The organism is Epilithonimonas hungarica (genome assembly GCF_900102265.1).
Taxonomy (GTDB): Bacteria; Bacteroidota; Bacteroidia; order Flavobacteriales; family Weeksellaceae; genus Epilithonimonas; species Epilithonimonas hungarica.
The window spans coordinates 39,195-59,226 of the sequence record NZ_FNBH01000002.1; the positions used below are offsets into that span (position 1 = coordinate 39,195).

Genomic DNA, 20,032 nt, shown 5'->3' on the forward strand with positions numbered 1-20,032 from the left:
CAAATGGATTTTTTAAACCTAACAATTTTTTTATTCGATAAAAAAACACTCCAATAATGAAGTGTTTTTATGATTTTAGTAAAAAAAATAATGAATTAACTTGCATTATAAAAGTTATTAAGAATTAGGCTGATCATTCTTGTTTTCGTTTTGTAGATAATAGCTGAGGCTGCTTCTTTTCAGAGATCATTTGATCTTTCTTTGTCGTATCCATTTTATTAATGATCATAGGTTTTGCAAACCTGCCCATGGAATTCAAAACAATTACGTTTTTTTGCACACTATCAATTGTAAGGATGTTACCTTCTTTGTTTTTTATTGCTGATATATTCCCATTTCTGGCATTAGAAGCTAACTGGGAAAAGGATTTTGTAGAAATACACAAAATGAATATTATAAGTATTTTCATCATATCAATTAGTTTAGAATCAAAATTGTCATTTCACCAGGGTTGGTATCAGCAGCAGAATTACCTCCAATATCTACTGGTGATGTACCATTTGATCTAAATGTACGCAAATCAATTGTATGGGTTCCTGCCGGCAAGCTGATCATCGTATTAATAGCACAAGTATTGAAGCTATTTTGCGATGTACCATTTATGTTACTAAAACGATTCCATCCTCCATTAGCCAAAAAATTATTATTAACATAAACTACCACATCAACATTAGAATAAGCACCACTTGTTGTCACTGTATTTCGCGCTCCAATAGTAGCCCAAATAGCAACGGTTGCAGGCGAAGACAGCGTAAAGGTTTGAGTGAGCCCAGGTTGCATTGTTGGCGTATTAGATGCTACAGCAAGCCTTCCAGCAGAACCATAAACATGATATTTTTGAATTACACCAGAGGAACCCTGAGCACCGGTTGCGCCTACTGCCCCAGTATTACCCGTAGCTCCTTGTATACCTTGAATCCCCTGCAAACCTGTTGGACCAGTTGCTCCTGTTACTCCTTGAGAGCCCGTAGCTCCTGTTGCTCCAACAACACCCTGTGGGCCTGCTGGACCAATTGCACCCGTTACCCCTTGTGCACCAGTTGCGCCTTGAAGACCTTGCAAACCCGTAGCTCCAGTTGCACCTGTAGCTCCTTGAGAGCCCGTAGCTCCCGTTACTCCAGCAATACCCTGCGAACCTGTTGGACCAGTTGCACCAGTTACTCCTTGCGCGCCAGTTGGGCCTTGAATACCCTGAATTCCTTGCAAACCTGTAGGACCAGTTGCTCCTGTAACTCCTTGAGAGCCCGTAGCTCCCGTTACTCCAGCAATACCCTGTGAACCTGCTGGGCCAGTCGCTCCTGTAGCTCCCGGAGGACCAGGAACCGAACTACCCGAACTCTTTGCATATAAGGCATAGGGTACACTCAACATTTGTGATGTTCCTGAGATGACATAATTATTTCCTCCGGAAGGATCTGTCTCCGTTTTAAAAAAATAAGTATCGGAACCCCAGTCTATAGTGGAAAAAGACCCACTCAGAACACTTCCTTCACCTATTCTCACACTCAAAAGTCCATTGATATTAGTCTGTGATGTCTGAGTCTCAGAATAGACTACCGTGCCAGAAGCTGAACCTTTCAATATTGAAAATCTGACTCCTACACTCTGGTTCTTGACCAATTCATTATTTTGATTTCTTATTACCGCCTGATAGCTTATCAAATCGCTGGATTGAGCCATCAAAAAAGCGGAAGCAAGCGTTCCTAAAAGAGTAATGCTTTTTCTCATAGTTTATATGTTTTAGATTATTTGTCTGTTTTTAATACTTTGAAAATCTTCACTGCTTTACCATTTTTGGTTACCTTAAGATAATAAAGCGCTGCAGGATATGAAGAAATAGACATCGCTGTATTTTTGGAAGTCACAGCTTTGCTCATCAGAATTTTGCTCGATGAGTCATAGATCTCGTAATGGTATCTGTTATAATCACTGAAATCTATCTTTAGATTTAAAATATCCTGAGTCGGATTGGGAAAGATCTTAATATTAAGGCTGATTTCGGAAATATCAACCCCCATGGTCTCAGTAATCTCATAAGGTTGTTGAACACCTTCGGAGACACTCAGAGAAGAATTGGATCTCGTATCTTGAAACGCCTGACCGACTGAATAACTGGTATTACCAGAAGAAGTGGAAGACGCATTACCGCCTGAAGCATTCATAGAAGTCTGAGCCTGCAAAAAAGTTATTCCAGATACTAAAAAAGAAAATGCAAAAATTGTAGTTTTCATAGCATACGTATTAATTTTTTATTAGTTTAGTATTGATAAACAAATATATACATATTTTTGGTTCGAAATATGAATTATTATTTATACTCCTTATACAAATCTAAAAAATTAGAACTATGCCTATTTTAAACTTGTGCTGAAACTGCTGTTTATTGTGCTGAAAAGAAAAAAAATAAAAATATTTTAACTAAAATTTAACATTTTAATAAATTTCAAATATATTTTTTCATCATTCCTTTCAGATACTCTCGATTTTGTCTTACAGATGGACAATCTGGTCTGGAAATAGAAGCTTTTTCATTATAATCATTAGCTCTGTGATAGTCTCCTAATAATGATAAACAAACGCAGGCTTCAATATTTGGTATATATCCCGTATAATCAGCAAATACAAATCCTATCGAATCAGGCTGTGGAAGCCTTGTTGCCAGATCAAACCATTTGAAGGCCTGTTCATATCTCTCTTCTTCCTTATAGTAATATCCTAGCTCACAGCAGATCTGCGCTCGTGGAATATCGTATTCAAAACTTTTAAGTAAAGTAGGGAGGATCTTATCTCTCTGACCATTATTCCTATAAAGAGCGGCCAAATCAGACGAACAAGTGATGATATCTTCAAACCAGCCTAATCCTGTTTTTAAAAATTTTTCATAATAAATTATAGCATCTTCTGTTTTGCCATGGTCTCTCAATTCCCTGGCATAATAATATAATTGTCTCGCTGAAAACTCTTTTCCAACACTCTCTAGAGCTTTGTATATATCAATATTTCTTGTAGAAAGCTCGCCTAATTTTGTTTTTTTATGCCAAATCTCAATATCTGTATATTGGATATTACCAATCAAAGGAATACACTCATGGACAGGATCTATCCAATGATAATCTTTACTTCTTTTAAATAATCTTTCCCGAGTCGAATAATAAGTAGGATTACCATTTTCATCAAATGATAAAACATATTTCATAGTGACAATATCAACATCATCTTTCAAATTTCTCTTCAGACCATTCATCTGCTTAACCGATATTTCCGGAATTACATCATCTGCATCCAGCCACATTTGGTAATCTTTATTTGCTTTGGAAAAAGCAAAATTGCGAGCTGCCGAGAAATCATTTCCCCATTCAAAATCATATATTTTGTCTGTAAACTGTTTGGCGATCTCTTTAGTTTTATCAGTAGAGCCTGTATCTACGATGATTATCTCGTCTGCAAAACCTTTTGCGCTCTCCAGACATCTCTGTAAAACCTCTTCTTCATTTTTAACAATGAGACATAAACTAATTTCCATTGGCCATAAATAATTTTTACAAGTCTAAATATACAAGTTTTACATTTTTCATTATTGTTATAACCTCAATAAATTTCACTAAAGCAAATTTTCTCATCTCTTTGTATAGCATTTTTATATATTTGATTATTAATAAAAACTATGGAAAAGAAACTCAAACTTTGGGACGCTGTGATGATCGTGATGGGATCGATGATCGGAAGCGGGATTTTTATCGTGAGCGCAGACATTATGCGGAATCTTGGTTCCGGTTACTGGATGATCGTCGTTTGGCTGATCACAGCAGTAATGACTGTTGCAGCAGCCATTAGTTATGGCGAATTGTCAGCAATGTTTCCAAAAGCAGGCGGGCAATATACATACATTACAGAGATTTTCGGCAAACCGATGGGATTTCTTTATGGCTGGGGAATGTTCACTGTTATCCAAACGGGAACGATTGCGGCAGTCGCCGTGGCATTTGGGAAATTTACGGCTTATCTAGTTCCTGCACTGAATGATGCTGCTCCGATCTTCCAAAGTGGCGAATTCAAAATCACCTGGATTCAGATTCTGGCGATTGGCGTGATCCTTTTCCTGACTTTTGTGAATACACGAGGTGTTGAAAGCGGAAAACTTCTCCAAAATGTCTTTACCACATCCAAGATCATTGCACTTCTTGGTCTGATCGTTCTTGGTTTTGTTTTGATTTCCCAATCCAATTGGAGTTCTAATATGAGTTTCGGTTGGGATGCGTTCCAAAATCTGAAACAAACCGAATGGAAAAGCATTTCTGGCGCAACAGTTTTAGGCGGAATCGCTGCGGCAATGGTTGGTTCGGTTTTCAGTTCTGTGGCTTGGGAAAATGTGACTTTCATTTCCGGGGAAATTGAAAATCCAAAAAAGAATGTCGTGAAAGCAATGATTCTGGGAACTTCTGCTGTGATGATTCTTTATCTTTTAGTGAATTTTGTTTACCTCAATGCGCTCGACAGAGATTCTATCGCTTTTGCTGCGAATGACAGAGTTGCTGTTGCCGCGGCCGAAAAAATGTTTGGAAATGCGGGAACTATTATCATTGCAGTTCTTGTGATGATTTCGACTTTTGGCTGTGTGAACGGAATTGTTTTAGCAGGCGCAAGAGTTTTCCAGACTATGGCAAAAGACGGATTGTTCTTGAAATCAGCCGTTGAAAATAACAAAAACGGGGTTCCTGAAAAATCACTTTGGATGCAGGGAATTTGGGCAAGTTTGCTTTGTCTGAGCGGACAATACGGCGATTTGCTTGATATGATTTCGTTTGTGATTGTTTTGTTTTATATGATTACCGTTTTTGGTGTGATTTATTTAAGAATCAAAAAACCTGAGCTGGAAAGAGGTTACAAAACATTTCTTTATCCTTTCACGCCTATTCTCTATCTTTTGATTGGAACCGGATTTTGTATTCTGTTATTCATTTATAAGCCACAATATACTTGGCCTGGATTGGGATTGATTTTGTTGGGGTTGCCTGTATATTTTTTTATAAATAAGAATAGTAAAAAGGGTTAATTGTAATAATTATACAGATGGAAGAATACATATATCATTATACTTCAATTGAGACTCTCGCTTTAATTTTAACAAATAAAAATATAAGATTTAATAGTTTAAAAAATGTTGATGATATAAATGAAACGGAATTTTCTGACGAAAATATGAATCTCTCATCACATATACTAATTTCTTGTTGGACAGACAATGATAATGAAAATCTTGCATTTTGGAATATGTACACACCGAATATGCAAGGGGTAAGAATAAAACTCCCCAAAATAATATTTGCAACATATGATTTTAATACTACAAACAATATTGGTATTATGAAGAACAATTATGTAAGCAATTCTTTAGTTCCAGAATCTGAATGTTTTAACAAAAATTATTGGATTCTACCATTAAAAGATTACTTTTTTCCGGTCGAATATACAGATGACGAAAATTTATTGAAACCTAAATTATTCAATGATGACATTAACAAGCGGATGTATAATGCTGGAAACATTGGAAAATACAAATCTAAAATATGGGAATTCCAAAACGAGGTCCGTTTTAAAATACTCATTATGCCAACTAGTGACATAAATAAAAATCAATTACATCCTCTTAATGATGTATTTAAGGTTCTTGAAAAAAATATACAAAACACTATTGAATCATATTACATATCAATTTTAGAAGAGTCATTTGAAAGAATGGAAATAACTTTAGGTCCTAAATGTAACCTGGCTCAAGAATTAATAGTTAAATCATTGATAGAAAAATATAACCCAAAAGCTAAAATATTTAAAAATAGATTTTCTGGTCTAATTAGATGAATAAGTATTCGTCTATAACTTTTTAATATATATTTTAATGAAAATTAATGTAAAAACTATTTTTATAAGTTTAATCTCAAAATATTCCGATAATGAAATATTAAAAACTGATTATTGGAAAGAAATAGAACAATCTTATTCTCACAAAAGCAGAAAATATCACAATCTCATTCATCTTGAAAATATGATTCTTGAATTGGAAGAAGTGAAAGATAAAATTTCAGATTATGATTCTATACTTTTCTCCATTTTTTATCACGACATTATTTACAAAGCGACATCAAAAGACAACGAAGAAAAAAGTGCAGAAATAGCAAAAATCAGACTTGAAAAACTGAACATTCCGAATGAGAAAATAGCTAAAATTTACAATCAAATTCTTGCAACAAAATCCCACAAAAAAAGTGAAGATTCTGACACCAATTTTCTCCTTGATGCAGATTTAGCAATTCTCAGTCAGGATTGGAAAATCTATGAAAATTACACCCAACAAATTCGAAAAGAATATTCAATTTATCCGGACTTTATATATAAACCCGGACGCAAAAAAGTATTGATTCACTTTTTTAGAATTTGATGAAATATTCAAAACAAATCATTTCAAAGGAAAATATGAAGAAAAAGCGAGAGAAAATATCAAAAGAGAGTTAAGTGAAAAATAATTTTCAAATTGTTACCAAAATTTGGTAACTTTGGTTCAGAAATAATAAAAATGGGACGAAATACTTCTGTTTCTTTAGGAAATCATTTTGAAAATTTTGTGGATGAAAAAATTTCACAAGGCAGATTCAAAAATGCCAGCGAAATTATCCGTGCCGGTTTGAGACTTTTGGAAGAAGAAGAAAATAAATTACAGTTCCTTAAAAACGCAATCAAAGAAGGTATAGAAAGCGGAGTTGCAAAAGATTTTGAACCAAAAAGTCATCTTGCATCTTTAAAAGCCAAAATGAAAAATGGCTAAATACCTCTTCACTAAAAAAGCTGTAGACGACCTTTCCGAAATCTACGAATACACTTACGAATTTTGGTCAGAAAACCAAGCCGATAAATATTATGGAGAAGTCATCAGCTTCTGCGAAATGCTTTCAGAAAATCCGAATATTGGTAAAAATTATAGCGAAATAGCTTCCGATATTTTTGGATTTGTTGCCAACCGGCATATTATATTTTACCGAATCTTGAATATCAATGAAATAGAAATTACAAGAATCATTGGTTCTGATATGGATTTGAAATCAAGAATGAAAGAATGAAAGAATAAAAATGTTCTATCCCTCCAGCAAAAACTCCTTATAATTTCCCAAAAACTTAACATCGGCACCAATTGCTCTCAATTCGTCAATTGAATTAATGTAAAGCACATTGTTCCAATCGCCGACAACGGTTACAAAAAAGAAATAGTTACCGAGTTTGGTTTTCAAGGTTCGGGATTCGATTTTGCTAAGGTTCATATTTCGCCACGCAAAAACTGATAAAACCTGATGAAGTCCACCGGCGTGGTCTTGAGGAAGCGTAATCAAAAGTCCTGTTTTCTTTCCGGAACTGATCAAATCGCTGTCAAAATTTTCCTCACTTTTAGAAATGACAATGAATCTCGTATGATTTTCTTCGACATCGTGAATATTGTCGTTAATGATTCTCAATCCGTATAATTCTGCAGCAAATTTGTTTGCAACAGCTGCAATTTTTCTATCAGGGTTTTCAGAAACACGTTTTGCTGCTGCTGCTGTAGAAGCGAATTCCTGTTTCGGAACGTCCGGATAATTTTTATTCAATGAATGAAAACTCTGCGCAAGAGCCTGCGGATGAGAATAGATTTTCTCAATTGGATTGCCATTCTCTTGACTTGGATGAATCATCAAATGATGCGCAATTGGCATTACAGCTTCAGCTTCAACTCGGATTTCCGGTGTCTGATAAAGATAATCCAAAGTCATAGAAACCGTTCCTTCTATCGAGTTTTCCAAAGGAACAACCGCTTTATCAACTTCATTATTCTGAACCGCCAGAAAGCAATCCAAAATATTGGCTTTCGGAACCAATTCTTCGTTGGGGAATAATTGAGTCGCGGTCAACTGAGTAAAAGAGGCTTCGGGTCCTAAGAATGCTATTTTCATACTGCGAAATTAAAGATTATTCTGCTTTTTTGGAGAAATCAAAATTAAAATTGGCGCTTACGATAAAACCATTGTTGTACTGGAACACATTTTTACTTTCCACTTCCCTTCCCAACTGCACAATCTGATTCAGATAACCGCCTTCTATTCTTACCAAATCATTGAATTTATATCCCAACAAAACTCCGATTCTATTTTGGTCAAAAATATTCTCACCAACATTTTTTCCGAAGCCAATCATTACCTCATCATAAACTGCAACATACGGCGTTTTCTCGGCAATCGAGGTTCCTTTCAAAGGCATTTGCAAACGAATCATATAGCGCGCTCTGTTCATAAAAGGATATTGGTCTTCCGAGGTCAGATTCGCATTAGAATATCTTCCAACCCAGCGTTGTTCAAGCATAAAACGATGCGACAAATCGATTTTTCCAATCTTGTCCGTCACAGTTGCCATTTCGTAAATCCTATGTTCCGTGAAATCTTTGCCCATTCCGTTCAACGGGATTTCGCCGTAAGGAAAAGTCTCTGCCCAAGCGTAACCAAGTCGTAATTGCAGATTCGGGTTTGCCTGATAATTGATTCCCAGACGCAAAAGACTCTGTTGCCAGGTTGTGATATAATCATTTCGTCTCCACTGATATTCGGTGTGGATGGAAAATCTGGAATCTAATTTGAAAGTTCCGTTGTAAGCGTACCAGCCAATATTGTTGTGGTTGCTGATTCGGTTTTGTGCGGAAAAAGAATTTGAAATTAAAACTAAGAACAATGCGCTAAAGAATAATTTTGCTTTAGTGAAAACCATATTGAATTGTTATCGATTTCAGCAAAAATAGGGATTCAGCAAGGGAAAAGCAAATTGGTTAAACTGTATTTTGTTTTAACGCAAAGGCGAAAAATAATTTAAAATGAAACTTATATTTAAGGCACAAAGATTTTAACTTCGTTAAAGTTTAGTTCGTTTCTATACTGATTGCAGGAACTTTATAATTATTGAATTTCTTATCAGGCTGTAGAATTCTGGCTTTTTTCAAAAGGTCTTCGGCAATCAGAATCGATTGGTTATGAACTTCGATATCATTTAGAAAAAATCTTGATTCTTGAGTGAGATTCAATTTTGTTTTGGCTTCAGCAATTGTTACTTTTTCGATAGTCTGAGGCTTTTTCATTACAATATTAATCAACCCATTTTTCACAAGGTCATCATATTGTTCGATTTGCGAAGAAGGTGATTTGTAAACCTGAACACTTTCTATATCTTCTGGATTGAAACTATGAAGCAAGACATTGGAAACAATCACGTTATCAACAATATAAATTGGATTAGCTTCAGATTTCTGAGCAAAAGAAAATTGGACACAAAAGAAAACTGCGAAAACAAGAATCAACTTTTTCATAAATTTTAATTTTAAGTTAAGAAAAATCAGCAAATATTTCTCGCAGATTTTTCAGATTTAGTAAATTTAAAATCTGCCGAATTTGCCTAATCAGCGTGAGAAATATTTTTAAATCAATTCGCATCACCTTTCTCGATACCTTCTTCGATTTTTTCAAAAACTTCTTCTTTTTCTTCATTAGAAATATCGAATTGCTCTTCTTTATCTTCATTTCTTACCACCAACGAAATCCAAATCGGAAAATGGTCAGAATCCACAGATTTCATCACTTTCATATCAACCAATCGGAAATGTGGACTTACAAAGAAGTGGTCAAGAGGCCAACGCAGAAACCAATATTTTACGTGAAACGTATTGAACATTCCTCGTCCACGTCGCGGGTCGAGCATTCCGCTGGATTTTAGAAATAACTTAGTCGTTCTGGACCAGGCGACATCGTTCAAATCTCCAAAGACGATAGAAGGTTTGCCATAATTTTTCGCTTTTTCACCAACCAAAAGAATTTCCGCATCACGTTCCGTGCTTTCAGGATTTTCCTGCGGAACCGGCGGTGTTGGATGAATTCCAAATAATCTGACAGTTTGATTATTATATTCCAAATCAGCCACAATAGACGGAATATCGTCATCTATCAAATAATTGACTTCATAATTCTTAACCGGAAAATGGCTGTAAAACAAAAGCCCGTAAGTGTTGGCGAGAGGAACTTCAATTTTATATTCGTAATGTTTTGTAACTGATTTTAAAGCGTTTTGCCATTCTTCATCAGTTTCAAGGAAAAACAAAATCGATGGATTTTCTTCTTTTACTAAATCAATTAACTTCTGATAATTCCTGTTATGCTGATAAACATTACAAACGAGAATATCTAAAACTTTTTCGTCAGGATTTGGTTGAGTTTTATCAATCATCGTTTTCCCAAGATCTGTGTAAGGAAGAATGATGTAAAACAAATAACCTGCACAGATAGCCTGAACAGCAAGAATTATATACTCATAAACATTCGGATTTTCGAAAGTGAAAAACCACGCGAAAATGAGAATTAAAAGAATGACAAATTTCTGAAATCGGGGATAATCGAAAACCCTAAAAGTCCAATAAGTGTTTTTGATAGCAGGAATCAATACCGACATAATCGCTAAAATAGAAGTAATCCAATACAGACAGTGTGTGATACTTTCCATTTTGCCTTTAATCCTTGATATTTTTTCCGAGAATAATAAGGCTTCTCTTTTCGCCGTCCAATTCTGCAATATTTTTGAGATTTGCCCATAATTCAAACCCGAATTTCTCAAACAAAGTCAGACTCGGAAGATTGTGTGCAAAGATAAAAGCCAAAAGATTTTCTATTCCGAGGTCGTGGGATTTTTCGATGGCATATTCCAGAATCAATCTGCCTAAACCTTTTCCCCGATGTTTTTCATCAATATAAATGCTGATTTCAGCGGTTTTCTGGTACGCCGGTCTTCCGTAGAAATTCTGAAAACTTACCCACCCAACTGTATTCTTCTCTGAATCTAAAACGATCCAAAGCGGGCGAAATTCGGAGTTATGCTGATGAAACCAATCGATTTTACTTTCTGTAGAAACAGGCTCCAGATCAGCAGTAACCAATCGCGACGAAACCGTAGAATTATAAATTTCCACAATCTTAGGAAGGTCATCTAAAGTTGCATTACGAAAGGTCATATTTATTAATTTTGAGATTAAGAGATTCAGAAATTTCTAAATCTCTTAATTTTTAATTTCTTAATTCAATGTATTAAATGCTTGTTCCAAATCAGCAATCAAATCTTCTGCATCTTCGATTCCGACACTTAATCTCACCAAATCATCCGTGATTCCTAGAACCGCTCTTTTATCTTCAGGGATTGAAGCGTGCGTCATCATTGCAGGAAGATTCGCCAACGATTCTACTCCACCCAAAGATTCTGCCAAAGTGAACACTTTGATATTTTCCAAGAATTTAATCGCATCTTCTTTTTTTCCAGATTTGAAAGTGAAAGAAACCATTCCACCAAATTCCGTCATTTGACGCGTTGCCAAATCGTATTGAGGATGAGAGGACAATCCCGGATAATAAATCTTTTCTGCCAAAGAATGATTCTCAAGATATTTTGCAATCTCGAAACCGTTATCAGAATGTCTTTGCATTCTAAGCGCCAAAGTTTTAATTCCTCTCAACACCAAATAAGAATCGTGAGGTCCCAAAATTCCACCGCTCGCAAACTGAATGAAATGCAATTTTTCTCCTAATTCTGCATCTTTTGCAATCAAAGCACCGGCAATCACATCAGAATGTCCGCCCAAATATTTCGTTGCAGAATGCATCACAATATCAGCTCCTAAATCCAAAGGCTTCTGAATATAAGGCGTTGCAAATGTATTATCAACCGCCACCAAAATATCTTTACCTTTCACAGCATCAGCAACCATTTTGATATCCACCAATTTCATCAAAGGATTGGTCGGAGTTTCTAGCCAGATTAATTTTGTTTTATCAGTAATTACATTTTCTAATTCTTCGACATTATCAAAACCGATGAATGTAAATTTCAACTGATATTTCTCGAATAATCTTGTGAACATTCTGTAAGAACCACCGTAAAGGTCATCGACAGCAATCACTTCGTCACCGGGATTTAACAATTTTAAAACACAGTCAATCGCAGCCAAACCAGAACCGAAAGCCAAACCTCTCGCTCCGTTTTCGATGCTTGCTAAAGAGTCTTCCAAAGCTTGTCTTGTAGGGTTTGCGCCTCTTGAATATTCGTAGCCGGAAAGTAATTGTCCTGGACTTTTTTGTGCGAATGTTGATGTTAAAAAGACAGGAACATTGACCGCTCCAGTTGCTGGTTCGTGGTGTTGCCCACCGTGTATAACTTTTGTATTGAATTTCATATTGTTGATTTGTTAATTTGTTGAATCGATGATTTGATAATGAATTACAAAATAATTCTCATATCAGCACATCATCAAATTATCATATTGTTTTTTACATTTTAATAGCAGATTTAACAGCGAATTCTTCAGCAATTTCACCAAGCCATTGCGCCACATCTTCTTCGCTGGTTGCTCTTTCGTAAGTGTGTCCAATTGAAACCAGAATCTGATGAAAGAATCTTTTCATTTCGTCAACAGGCATATCTTTTGTCCAAAGGTCGATTCTAAGTGCTTCCATTGCTTTGCTATCCCAAACGGAAATCATCGCTGCTTTGGTTTCTTGTCTTTTGATTCCGCCGTCTTCAGCTTTCCAAAACATTTTTTCAGGAACATGATTATCGTCCAGTTCTACATCTATAACTATTTTCGTTTTTTTCATTGATTTTATTCTTAATATATTAAGTGTGTGAATTTATTTGATATTATTGGTTTTTTGAACGCAAAATCCGTGAAGTTTTTTACTTAATTGAAAACATTTTTAGGATTCGCAATAGTTAAATATCAACCCTGGAAACTCTTACGTTCTCAAAAACTCCTACTTTATTTTGGTCTGTAACCTGAGCCGTTGAAGATCTCTGTTGCATTCTTTTTCAAGAATATTGGTAGTTTTTCTTCCGGATGTGCCTTCAGATAATGCTTGCAGATCTGCCAACCTGTCCAGATTGCAATCTGAGGAGAACTTTCCCTATCCACTTCTGTATAGAATTTAGAAAATGGTCCAGGTGTTATGAACCGCTCAGAAAGATTGGGATCTGCACTGAAAAGCAGGTCATTTTCAACAAAATAATTCCAAATATTGGCTTCGTTTGCAACTGCCCAGTCGTATTGTGCTTTTGTATAATTCATTTTCAAATTATCCGGAACATTTGGTAAAAACGCATCCTGAAGAATCTGAACTTTCCCCTGATAAACTATTTGGTCCAAAAATTTCTGCTGATCCACAGGGGCAGGTACCAGCCTTGCTGCAAAAAAAGCAGATATCTTTGGAATGAGATTTTCCGGATTCATAGATTTTTGAAAGTAAAGATCAAGACCATTATAATTTTTGTTTCCGTCTCCCATAAATCCTGTAATATCTACAAAAAGCATATTCTCATCTTCTCTCAGAAAAATCGGATCCACAACACTCTGCGGGTCTAATACAGATGAGTAAAGGTAAATATGAGGCGCTTGAAATTTTGGGAAATAATTTTTGATATGAGAAAAGAGATCGATCAACTCTTTGTCAAGTTTCTTTTTATCTATCCTGGAAATCGCTTCTTTATAAACACGAACTTCCATAGTATCTTTTCGTCTCTCGCCATATTCTGCATCCGGAACAGAGCCTTGAAACCAAGGATATTTAGCCTTGAAATCTTCCAAACTTAGCGATGAATTATAGAATTCACCAGACAGATCCGTAAGCTCGATTTTTTTGACAGGATTTTTGATCTCGATATCCCATTGGTTTTTATTTTCCTTTTTGCAGGCGGATAAACCGAAAACAATTATTGCCGAAAAAGAGATATATCGGAAAAACTTCATTATTTTTACATTAAGATTATCGAAAAGCAAAAATAAGAATTTTAAAGGATGAAGCTTCCAATTATTACCGAAAGATTGATGTTAAGAAAATTAACACCTGATGACCTGGATGATATGTTTCTGTTGGACAGCAATCCCGATGTTGTAAAATATGTGGGCATACAACCTTTGACCAAGAAAGAAGAAAGCCTTGAGATGATTGAAAATATTATTGATCAATACGAAAAGAACGGAACTGCAAGATTGGCCGTAATAGAAAAAGAAAGTAATAGATTTATCGGCTGGAGCGGAATCAAACTTTTGACAGAAGAAGTCAACGGCTTCAAAAACGTCTATGAATTGGGCTATCGTTTTCTCCCGGAATTCTGGGGAAAAGGTTATGCTACAGAATCTGCGAAAGCTTCATTACACATAGGATTTGACCAACTGAATGCTGATAAGATATATGCTTATGCCGATGTTGAAAATCTGGTCTCCAACTATATTCTCACGAAATTGGGTTTTGAAAACAAAGGAACTTTTCTTGACAAAGGCGATATTTGTAATTGGTATGAATTAAAAAAATAATAGAAAATAAAAGAATGCAGACACAAAAAGTAATCGACCATATTGTAAACTGGCTAAAAGATTATGCTATCAACGCTAAAGTAAATGGTTTCATTGTAGGAGTTTCCGGAGGAATTGATTCCGCCGTGGTTTCCACATTAGCAGCAAAAACAGGTTTGAAAACTTTGGTTTTGGAGATGCCGATCCGTCAAAAAGCCGATCAGGTGGACAGAGCTCAGGACCATATTGAATTTTTAAAATCTAATTTTCCCAACGTAGAAGGGTCCACAGTTGACCTTACTCCCGTTTTTGAAAGTTTTGAAACCACTGTAAACGATTACAAAGAAGGAGCATGGAGCAAGAATCTTGCTTTGGCCAACACAAGGTCTCGCTTTAGAATGGTGACCTTGTACTATTATGGGCAACTCAATGGACTTTTGGTAACTGGAACCGGAAATAAGGTTGAGGATTTCGGGGTGGGATTTTATACAAAATATGGTGATGGTGGCGTAGACATCTCTCCTATTGCTGACCTATATAAAACTCAGGTTTACGAAATTGCAAAAGAACTTAACATATTGGAAAGCATTCAGAAAGCTGCGCCAACAGATGGACTTTGGGATGCTGACAAAACAGATGAAGATCAGATTGGTGCCACTTATCCTGAACTGGAATGGGCAATGGAACAGCAAATTGCAGGTAAAACAGAGGCAGATTTTGAAGGCAGGAAAAAAGAAGTGATGACCATCTATTTGAAATTCAACAGAGCAACTCAACACAAGATGAAGCCAATCCCGGTTTGTGAGATTCCCCAAGAATTGAAGTAAAAAATTGATATTTCATTATCCAATCATAAACAACAAGTTATGCAAGAAGAAATCAGCAAACATTCCAGAAAAATTTATAAAACTGTGAAAAGTCCAAAACATACAGTTAATGAAAAAATCAAAGAGATCATCATCGAAATCTTTATCATCGTTTTTGCTGTATCTCTTTCTATCTGGTTGCATAGCTGGAGTGAGCATAATCACGAACAAAAAGAATCTAATAAATTTCTGAAGGAACTGAAAGCAGACCTAGAGGCAGATGCAAAACTTATTGAAGAAAATAAAAAAACATTAACAAATTTGGATAACGACTATAAGTTTATCCTTTCTTTAAAAAATCTGAAAACTCCTATTACAGATAGTCTGGTGGGTTCACATTCTAATTTCTACCTTTTAGGGTCTGCATTCAATGTTGGAAGATATGAAGGTTTCAAATCGAGTGGTAAAATCGGAACTATAGAAAATGATGCTCTCAAAAATGAAATATTGGCATATTATCAACAAACCTTGCCCAATCTGACATTCAGAGTCAATTTTATAAATTCCGAACAACTGAAAATAAAAGATGCTGATTCTGGTAATCTTAATCTATCTGATTTTTATACAAGTCAAAAGATGCAGTCTAACTATTCTAATCTGAGTTATAACAGCAAAGGTCTCATTGATGAATATCAAAATGCACTAAAACAGATCAATCAGGTCTTAAAGGAAATTGATGCCGAAAAGTAAAATTAAAAGGTATTAGATACAAACAACAAAATCCAAAATATATGAAAGTCAGAAATCTACTCGCTATTTCAATAGGTTTGATCTTTACATCAGCTTTTCATGCTCAGGAAACTACAACTTCTGCAGCTCCAATAGAAATCACAGAACGACTGAATATCCCTGGACCATTAAAATTTGGTGAAAATGAGTTTTTTCTTGCCTTGAGCAAACAAAATTCGCCAACATGGGTGCAACAACAGTACATTATGAGGGATGATGAGCTCAGCAATTATAAAGAGCTCATTAACATCTCGTATTTTGACAAAGAGATCGATATGGAAACAGCCATCAGACAAAAAGTCGATTTTGTAGAAAAACGAAGGTCAAAAGACAAATACACATTCGTAGAAGTTACAGAAAGTCCCGACGGAAAAGAGATCATCGTAGATTATCTGACCACAGAAACGCCAAATGAAGGAGAGCCTTATGCAGAATATAATCTAGACAGATTCAAAAGTTTTGATACCGGTGAAAAAAAATCGTTCATCATATTCTCCTATTCCAAAAGAATTGCCGGCGATTTGAAATACTCCTCCAAGTCTCTATCAAAAGACAGGGGCAGGCTAATGGAAACCGCAATAAAAACTGCAATTCCACCTGTAACCTACAAACCTACAGAGGTCGACAAAAAGAAAAAATAAAATGTCATGATTTGATAAACCGTTGATCTATCAACTTAAGTTCAGAATATTTAATAATTAATTTTTGAATCACAATACATATATAAAACGCTGTATAGAACTAGCTGAAAAAGCTTTGGGAAAAACATACCCCAATCCTTTGGTAGGTTCGGTAATTGTTCACAACGACAGAATAATCGGCGAAGGTTTCCACAAAAAAGCGGGCGAACCACATGCAGAGATCAATGCTATCTCTTCCATAAAAGATGAAGACAAACATCTGATTCCGGAATCTACGATCTATGTTTCCTTGGAACCTTGCGCACATTTTGGAAAAACACCACCGTGCGCTTTGAAGATCGTTGAGCTTGGGTTTAAAAAGGTGGTAATCGGTGCAATGGACAGCCATGATAAAGTGAACGGCAAAGGAAAAAAAATCATTACAGATGCCGGAATCGAAGTTGTCTCCAGTATTTTGGAAGACGAATCCAGAGGACTCAACAAAAGATTTTTCACCTATCATGAGAAAAAACGTCCTTATATTATCCTGAAATGGGCGCAATCTGCGGATGGTTTTATGGACAAAGATTTCAAACCGATTCAAATCAGCAATTCTCTTTCGAAGCAGTTTGTCCATCAGATGAGAAGCGAGGAACATGCTATTTTGGTGGGAAAAAACACGGCACTTCATGACAACCCAAGTTTAACCGTAAGAGAAATCGAAGGACGAAATCCAATCAGAATCCTTATTGATTTCAATTTGGAAGTTCCTGATGATTTCAATATCTATAGTGAGGAAGCTGAAACAATCATTTTTAATTCGATAAAAAATTCAGAGGAGAAACATCTGAAATTCGTCAAAGTAGAAAGGGAAAATTCTTTGGAGAAGATTTTGGGGAAGCTATACGGGTTACAAATCCAATCAGTAATTATAGAAGGTGGAAGATTTACCTTACAACAATTCATCGATCAAGATCTTTGGGACGAGGCTATTATTTTCAAAAATCCGGATCTTTATATAAAAAATGGAACAAAAGCACCTAATTTTGATTCGATTCCTCAAAAAACAGGAAAATTGAGAGATACTGAGGTTTTATTTTTCAAGAATCAAGGTCTTGATTAATATCAGAATCATAAAAATTATAGGCTGGAAAAAAATCCGTAAATTCGCATCTTTAATATTGATTTTCATATGACCTTTGAAAACCAATAAAACCTACCTATGAAAAATCTGAGCGCTTCCGTAAAAGGTTTAATTTTTTCTTTGTTGGCAATGGGATTTGCATTCGCTATCTACTTTTTGTTTTTAGCCAAGCCAAACTATTATCTGGTGGACAATCCTACTCCGGATACCTATTATTTCAAAATCAATAATGGCGAAGAGAAAATCCTTTCCGCCGGACAATATCTGAAAGTTGACCTTGAGAAAGGCAAAAACAGCATCAAGGTTTTTGATCAAAACAAGAAAATGCTTTACGATTCTGCCTTCACAGTAGAAAAAGTAAGAGGATTATTGAACATCACTAATAAAGATTATTACATCAACAACCAATATTATGGTTATGGTGTAAACAAAGACTCATTGATAGCAGCAACCAAAGGAATTGATATTGACAACAAGCATTATCTGGGTGATGTAAAAAAAACCAACAAGCTTTACAACGAGGATTTCTATTACAATCTGGATGAAGAATATGACAGAATTGTAAAGAATGTTGCAAAAACGGAAAGTCGTACGAAGATCTTCCGCAAGCAGGATTTCATCAATTATTACAAAAATTACTACAAATTATAGTAGATTATTTATTATAGAATTAAATGATCAAAGACGGTCGTTTATCAATCATCAATTATAAAAATGGAACACAACAAAGTAACACCATACAACTCTGAGTACAGCAAGAAAAGTCAGGTAGAAGATATGTTTGACAATATTGCACCAAAATACGACCTTCTGAACCATGTCCTGTCTATGAAGATCGATGTGCTCTGGAGAAACAAATTGGTGGACATGCTGAAAAAAGATAAGCCAGAGCTGGTCTTGGATGTTGCAACCGGAACAGGAGACCTAGCGATCACCGTACAAAAAGGCACCAATGCAGATGTTGTAGGACTTGACCTTTCCCAGCAGATGCTGAATGTAGGAATCGAAAAAGTAAGAAAGCAAAATCTGGATGGTAAAATATCTATGCAGAAAGGAGATGCGGAACAACTTCCCTTCGAGGACAATAAATTTGATGGAGTTACCGTTGCATTTGGAGTAAGAAATTTTGAAAATCTGGAAAAAGGTTTATCGGAACTCAGAAGAGTTGTGAAAGAGAACAAAAGTATTTATATCTTAGAATTCTCAAAAGTAGAAGGATTTTTAGGGCCATTCTATATGTTCTATTTCAAGAACATTTTGCCTGCCATTGGGCGTTTGGTATCCAAAGACAATCGTGCTTACACATATCTTCCGGACTCTGTGAATGCTTTTCCTTTTGGAGAAAAAATGAAAACGATACTTCTGAACACAGGTTTCAGAAAAGTAGAATACACAAAATTAAGTCTGGGAATAGCCACCATTTATAAAGCTACCAAATAGAATGAAGCAGCGTTTATTGAAAATTTTATCATTGATCATCCTTTCGGGAAGCACCATTCAGGCGCAGAACTATAATAATCTGTTCAGGACCAGAGACAGAGCGCACAACAGAGAAGGTGTGGACCTGGAAAAATTCAGCTATGGATTTTATTTGGCTGCCAATAATTTTGATTTCAAAATGAATCTGAATCCTACCTTGGGAATGGATGGCAACAAAAATCTTGTAGAGTCCAAATCTACCTATAGTTTCGGAGCCGGATTGATAGGAAAAATGAGACTTAATGCATTTTTGGACCTAAGAATAGAACCAGGATTACATTTTGTACAGAGAGACCTGACCTTCAACACATTTGATCACGTTAATGAATTGTATCCATCAGGTGTACTTTTACCCAATGGAGATATCAGTCAAGTCATTTTGGATCCAGACGAAAGTATGATCAAGAAGACTGTAAAATCAACTTACATAGATGTTCCTGTTTTATTAGAGATCCATGGAGACCGCTGGTATAATTCTCGTCCTTATGCGGCTGCAGGTATCAATTACCTGATGAATTTGCAGTCCAACGAAACCTCGGAAAGTGATAATCAGCAAAATGTTTTTCGTTCAACCTCTCATAACTTTGGTTGGTCGGCAGAAATTGGGATACAATTCTATTTTCAAAACTTCAAATTCACGCCTGCCATCAGAGGGACATTCTTTACCAATAACGAGTTGGTAGCAGATAAAGCCACGACGCCACCATATTGGACGTCTGCCATCTCAACATTACAATCGCGGGCATTCATGCTGGTCTTGAAATTTGAATAAATAATTATTGGGCTTTCTTTTCGAAAGCTTTTTTTG

The 20,032-nt window shown here is 35.7% G+C and carries 25 protein-coding genes; 13 read left to right on the plus strand and 12 right to left on the minus strand.

Translation table 11 applies throughout. The annotated features are described in order from the left end of the window. Window positions 1–133: 133 nt before the first annotated feature. From BLT30_RS07465 to BLT30_RS07480, 4 genes are all read right to left on the minus strand, one after another. Window positions 134–412 (minus strand): hypothetical protein, encoded by a 279-nt coding sequence (locus BLT30_RS07465; protein WP_089872977.1) that lies wholly within the window; start codon window positions 410–412, stop codon window positions 134–136. Between the two features lie 5 nt (window positions 413–417). Further along, window positions 418–1,728 carry a collagen-like domain-containing protein gene (locus BLT30_RS18445; RefSeq protein WP_139166608.1) on the minus strand — a complete coding sequence of 437 codons (1,311 nt, stop codon included), beginning with the start codon at window positions 1,726–1,728 and terminating at the stop codon, window positions 418–420. Window positions 1,729–1,745: 17 nt separating this feature from the next. Beyond that, entirely contained in the window at window positions 1,746–2,231 is a 486-nt protein-coding gene (locus BLT30_RS07475; protein WP_089872978.1) for a T9SS type A sorting domain-containing protein, read from the minus strand. 212 nt (window positions 2,232–2,443) lie between these two features. Further along, complete coding sequence (locus BLT30_RS07480) at window positions 2,444–3,523, minus strand: glycosyltransferase family 2 protein (protein WP_089872979.1); 1,080 nt, start codon at window positions 3,521–3,523, stop codon at window positions 2,444–2,446. A gap of 141 nt (window positions 3,524–3,664) precedes the next feature. Here BLT30_RS07480 and BLT30_RS07485 point away from each other — a divergent pair, with 141 nt between their 5' ends. From BLT30_RS07485 to BLT30_RS07505, 5 genes are all read left to right on the plus strand, one after another. After that, window positions 3,665–5,053 (plus strand): APC family permease, encoded by a 1,389-nt coding sequence (locus BLT30_RS07485; protein WP_089872980.1) that lies wholly within the window; start codon window positions 3,665–3,667, stop codon window positions 5,051–5,053. A gap of 17 nt (window positions 5,054–5,070) precedes the next feature. Continuing rightward, entirely contained in the window at window positions 5,071–5,859 is a 789-nt protein-coding gene (locus BLT30_RS07490) for a DUF2971 domain-containing protein (protein WP_089872981.1), read from the plus strand. A gap of 37 nt (window positions 5,860–5,896) precedes the next feature. Next, the gene (locus BLT30_RS07495) at window positions 5,897–6,436 is read left to right on the plus strand and encodes an HD domain-containing protein (RefSeq protein ID WP_317040522.1); all 540 of its coding nucleotides are present in this window, start codon (window positions 5,897–5,899) and stop codon (window positions 6,434–6,436) included. Window positions 6,437–6,571: 135 nt separating this feature from the next. Further along, entirely contained in the window at window positions 6,572–6,820 is a 249-nt protein-coding gene (locus BLT30_RS07500; protein ID WP_089872982.1) for a type II toxin-antitoxin system ParD family antitoxin, read from the plus strand. Then, window positions 6,813–7,112, plus strand: a complete 300-nt coding sequence (locus BLT30_RS07505) for a type II toxin-antitoxin system RelE/ParE family toxin (RefSeq protein WP_089872983.1) — start codon at window positions 6,813–6,815, stop codon at window positions 7,110–7,112. The genes BLT30_RS07500 and BLT30_RS07505 overlap by 8 nt, the downstream gene beginning before the upstream one ends. A 15-nt stretch (window positions 7,113–7,127) precedes the next feature. Here the strand turns inward: BLT30_RS07505 and pheA are convergent, their stop codons facing one another. The 8 genes from pheA to gldB all read right to left on the minus strand — a co-directional run bounded on the left by pheA (window position 7,128) and on the right by gldB (window position 13,840). Further along, a complete protein-coding gene (gene pheA / locus BLT30_RS07510; RefSeq protein WP_089872984.1) occupies window positions 7,128–7,976 on the minus strand; it encodes a prephenate dehydratase in 849 nt (282 codons plus the stop codon). 16 nt (window positions 7,977–7,992) lie between these two features. Then, window positions 7,993–8,781, minus strand: a complete 789-nt coding sequence (locus tag BLT30_RS07515) for a DUF2490 domain-containing protein (protein ID WP_089872985.1) — start codon at window positions 8,779–8,781, stop codon at window positions 7,993–7,995. A 148-nt stretch (window positions 8,782–8,929) separates the two neighbouring features. After that, window positions 8,930–9,373, minus strand: a complete 444-nt coding sequence (locus BLT30_RS07520) for a SusC/RagA family TonB-linked outer membrane protein (protein ID WP_089872986.1) — start codon at window positions 9,371–9,373, stop codon at window positions 8,930–8,932. Between the two features lie 113 nt (window positions 9,374–9,486). Beyond that, complete coding sequence (locus tag BLT30_RS07525) at window positions 9,487–10,557, minus strand: endonuclease/exonuclease/phosphatase family protein (protein WP_089873708.1); 1,071 nt, start codon at window positions 10,555–10,557, stop codon at window positions 9,487–9,489. Between the two features lie 7 nt (window positions 10,558–10,564). Further along, window positions 10,565–11,062, minus strand: a complete 498-nt coding sequence (locus BLT30_RS07530) for a GNAT family N-acetyltransferase (RefSeq protein ID WP_089872987.1) — start codon at window positions 11,060–11,062, stop codon at window positions 10,565–10,567. 60 nt (window positions 11,063–11,122) lie between these two features. Beyond that, a complete protein-coding gene (locus BLT30_RS07535) occupies window positions 11,123–12,274 on the minus strand; it encodes a cystathionine gamma-synthase (RefSeq protein ID WP_089872988.1) in 1,152 nt (383 codons plus the stop codon). 94 nt (window positions 12,275–12,368) lie between these two features. Then, window positions 12,369–12,695 carry a gliding motility protein GldC gene (gldC, locus tag BLT30_RS07540; protein WP_089872989.1) on the minus strand — a complete coding sequence of 109 codons (327 nt, stop codon included), beginning with the start codon at window positions 12,693–12,695 and terminating at the stop codon, window positions 12,369–12,371. A gap of 161 nt (window positions 12,696–12,856) precedes the next feature. Continuing rightward, window positions 12,857–13,840: a gliding motility lipoprotein GldB gene (gene gldB / locus BLT30_RS07545; RefSeq protein WP_089872990.1), complete on the minus strand. Its 984-nt coding sequence runs from the start codon at window positions 13,838–13,840 to the stop codon at window positions 12,857–12,859. A 48-nt stretch (window positions 13,841–13,888) separates the two neighbouring features. Here gldB and BLT30_RS07550 point away from each other — a divergent pair, with 48 nt between their 5' ends. The 8 genes from BLT30_RS07550 (at window position 13,889) to porT (ending at window position 19,996) form a co-directional block, all read left to right on the plus strand. After that, window positions 13,889–14,407, plus strand: a complete 519-nt coding sequence (locus BLT30_RS07550) for a GNAT family N-acetyltransferase (protein ID WP_089872991.1) — start codon at window positions 13,889–13,891, stop codon at window positions 14,405–14,407. A gap of 14 nt (window positions 14,408–14,421) precedes the next feature. Then, window positions 14,422–15,213 (plus strand): NAD(+) synthase, encoded by a 792-nt coding sequence (gene nadE / locus BLT30_RS07555; RefSeq protein WP_089872992.1) that lies wholly within the window; start codon window positions 14,422–14,424, stop codon window positions 15,211–15,213. Between the two features lie 39 nt (window positions 15,214–15,252). Next, window positions 15,253–15,942 carry a hypothetical protein gene (locus BLT30_RS07560; protein ID WP_089872993.1) on the plus strand — a complete coding sequence of 230 codons (690 nt, stop codon included), beginning with the start codon at window positions 15,253–15,255 and terminating at the stop codon, window positions 15,940–15,942. 41 nt (window positions 15,943–15,983) lie between these two features. Continuing rightward, window positions 15,984–16,622, plus strand: a complete 639-nt coding sequence (locus BLT30_RS07565; RefSeq protein WP_089872994.1) for a hypothetical protein — start codon at window positions 15,984–15,986, stop codon at window positions 16,620–16,622. Between the two features lie 64 nt (window positions 16,623–16,686). Then, a complete protein-coding gene (gene ribD / locus BLT30_RS07570; RefSeq protein ID WP_089872995.1) occupies window positions 16,687–17,724 on the plus strand; it encodes a bifunctional diaminohydroxyphosphoribosylaminopyrimidine deaminase/5-amino-6-(5-phosphoribosylamino)uracil reductase RibD in 1,038 nt (345 codons plus the stop codon). Window positions 17,725–17,823: 99 nt separating this feature from the next. After that, on the plus strand, window positions 17,824–18,396 hold the full coding sequence (locus tag BLT30_RS07575; RefSeq protein ID WP_089872996.1) for a hypothetical protein: 573 nt from the start codon (window positions 17,824–17,826) through the stop codon (window positions 18,394–18,396). A 63-nt stretch (window positions 18,397–18,459) separates the two neighbouring features. Continuing rightward, a complete protein-coding gene (gene ubiE, locus BLT30_RS07580) occupies window positions 18,460–19,185 on the plus strand; it encodes a bifunctional demethylmenaquinone methyltransferase/2-methoxy-6-polyprenyl-1,4-benzoquinol methylase UbiE (RefSeq protein WP_175487154.1) in 726 nt (241 codons plus the stop codon). A 1-nt stretch (window position 19,186) separates the two neighbouring features. Next, window positions 19,187–19,996: a type IX secretion/gliding motility protein PorT/SprT gene (gene porT / locus BLT30_RS07585; protein ID WP_089872998.1), complete on the plus strand. Its 810-nt coding sequence runs from the start codon at window positions 19,187–19,189 to the stop codon at window positions 19,994–19,996. The last annotated feature ends 36 nt before the right edge of the window (window positions 19,997–20,032 follow it).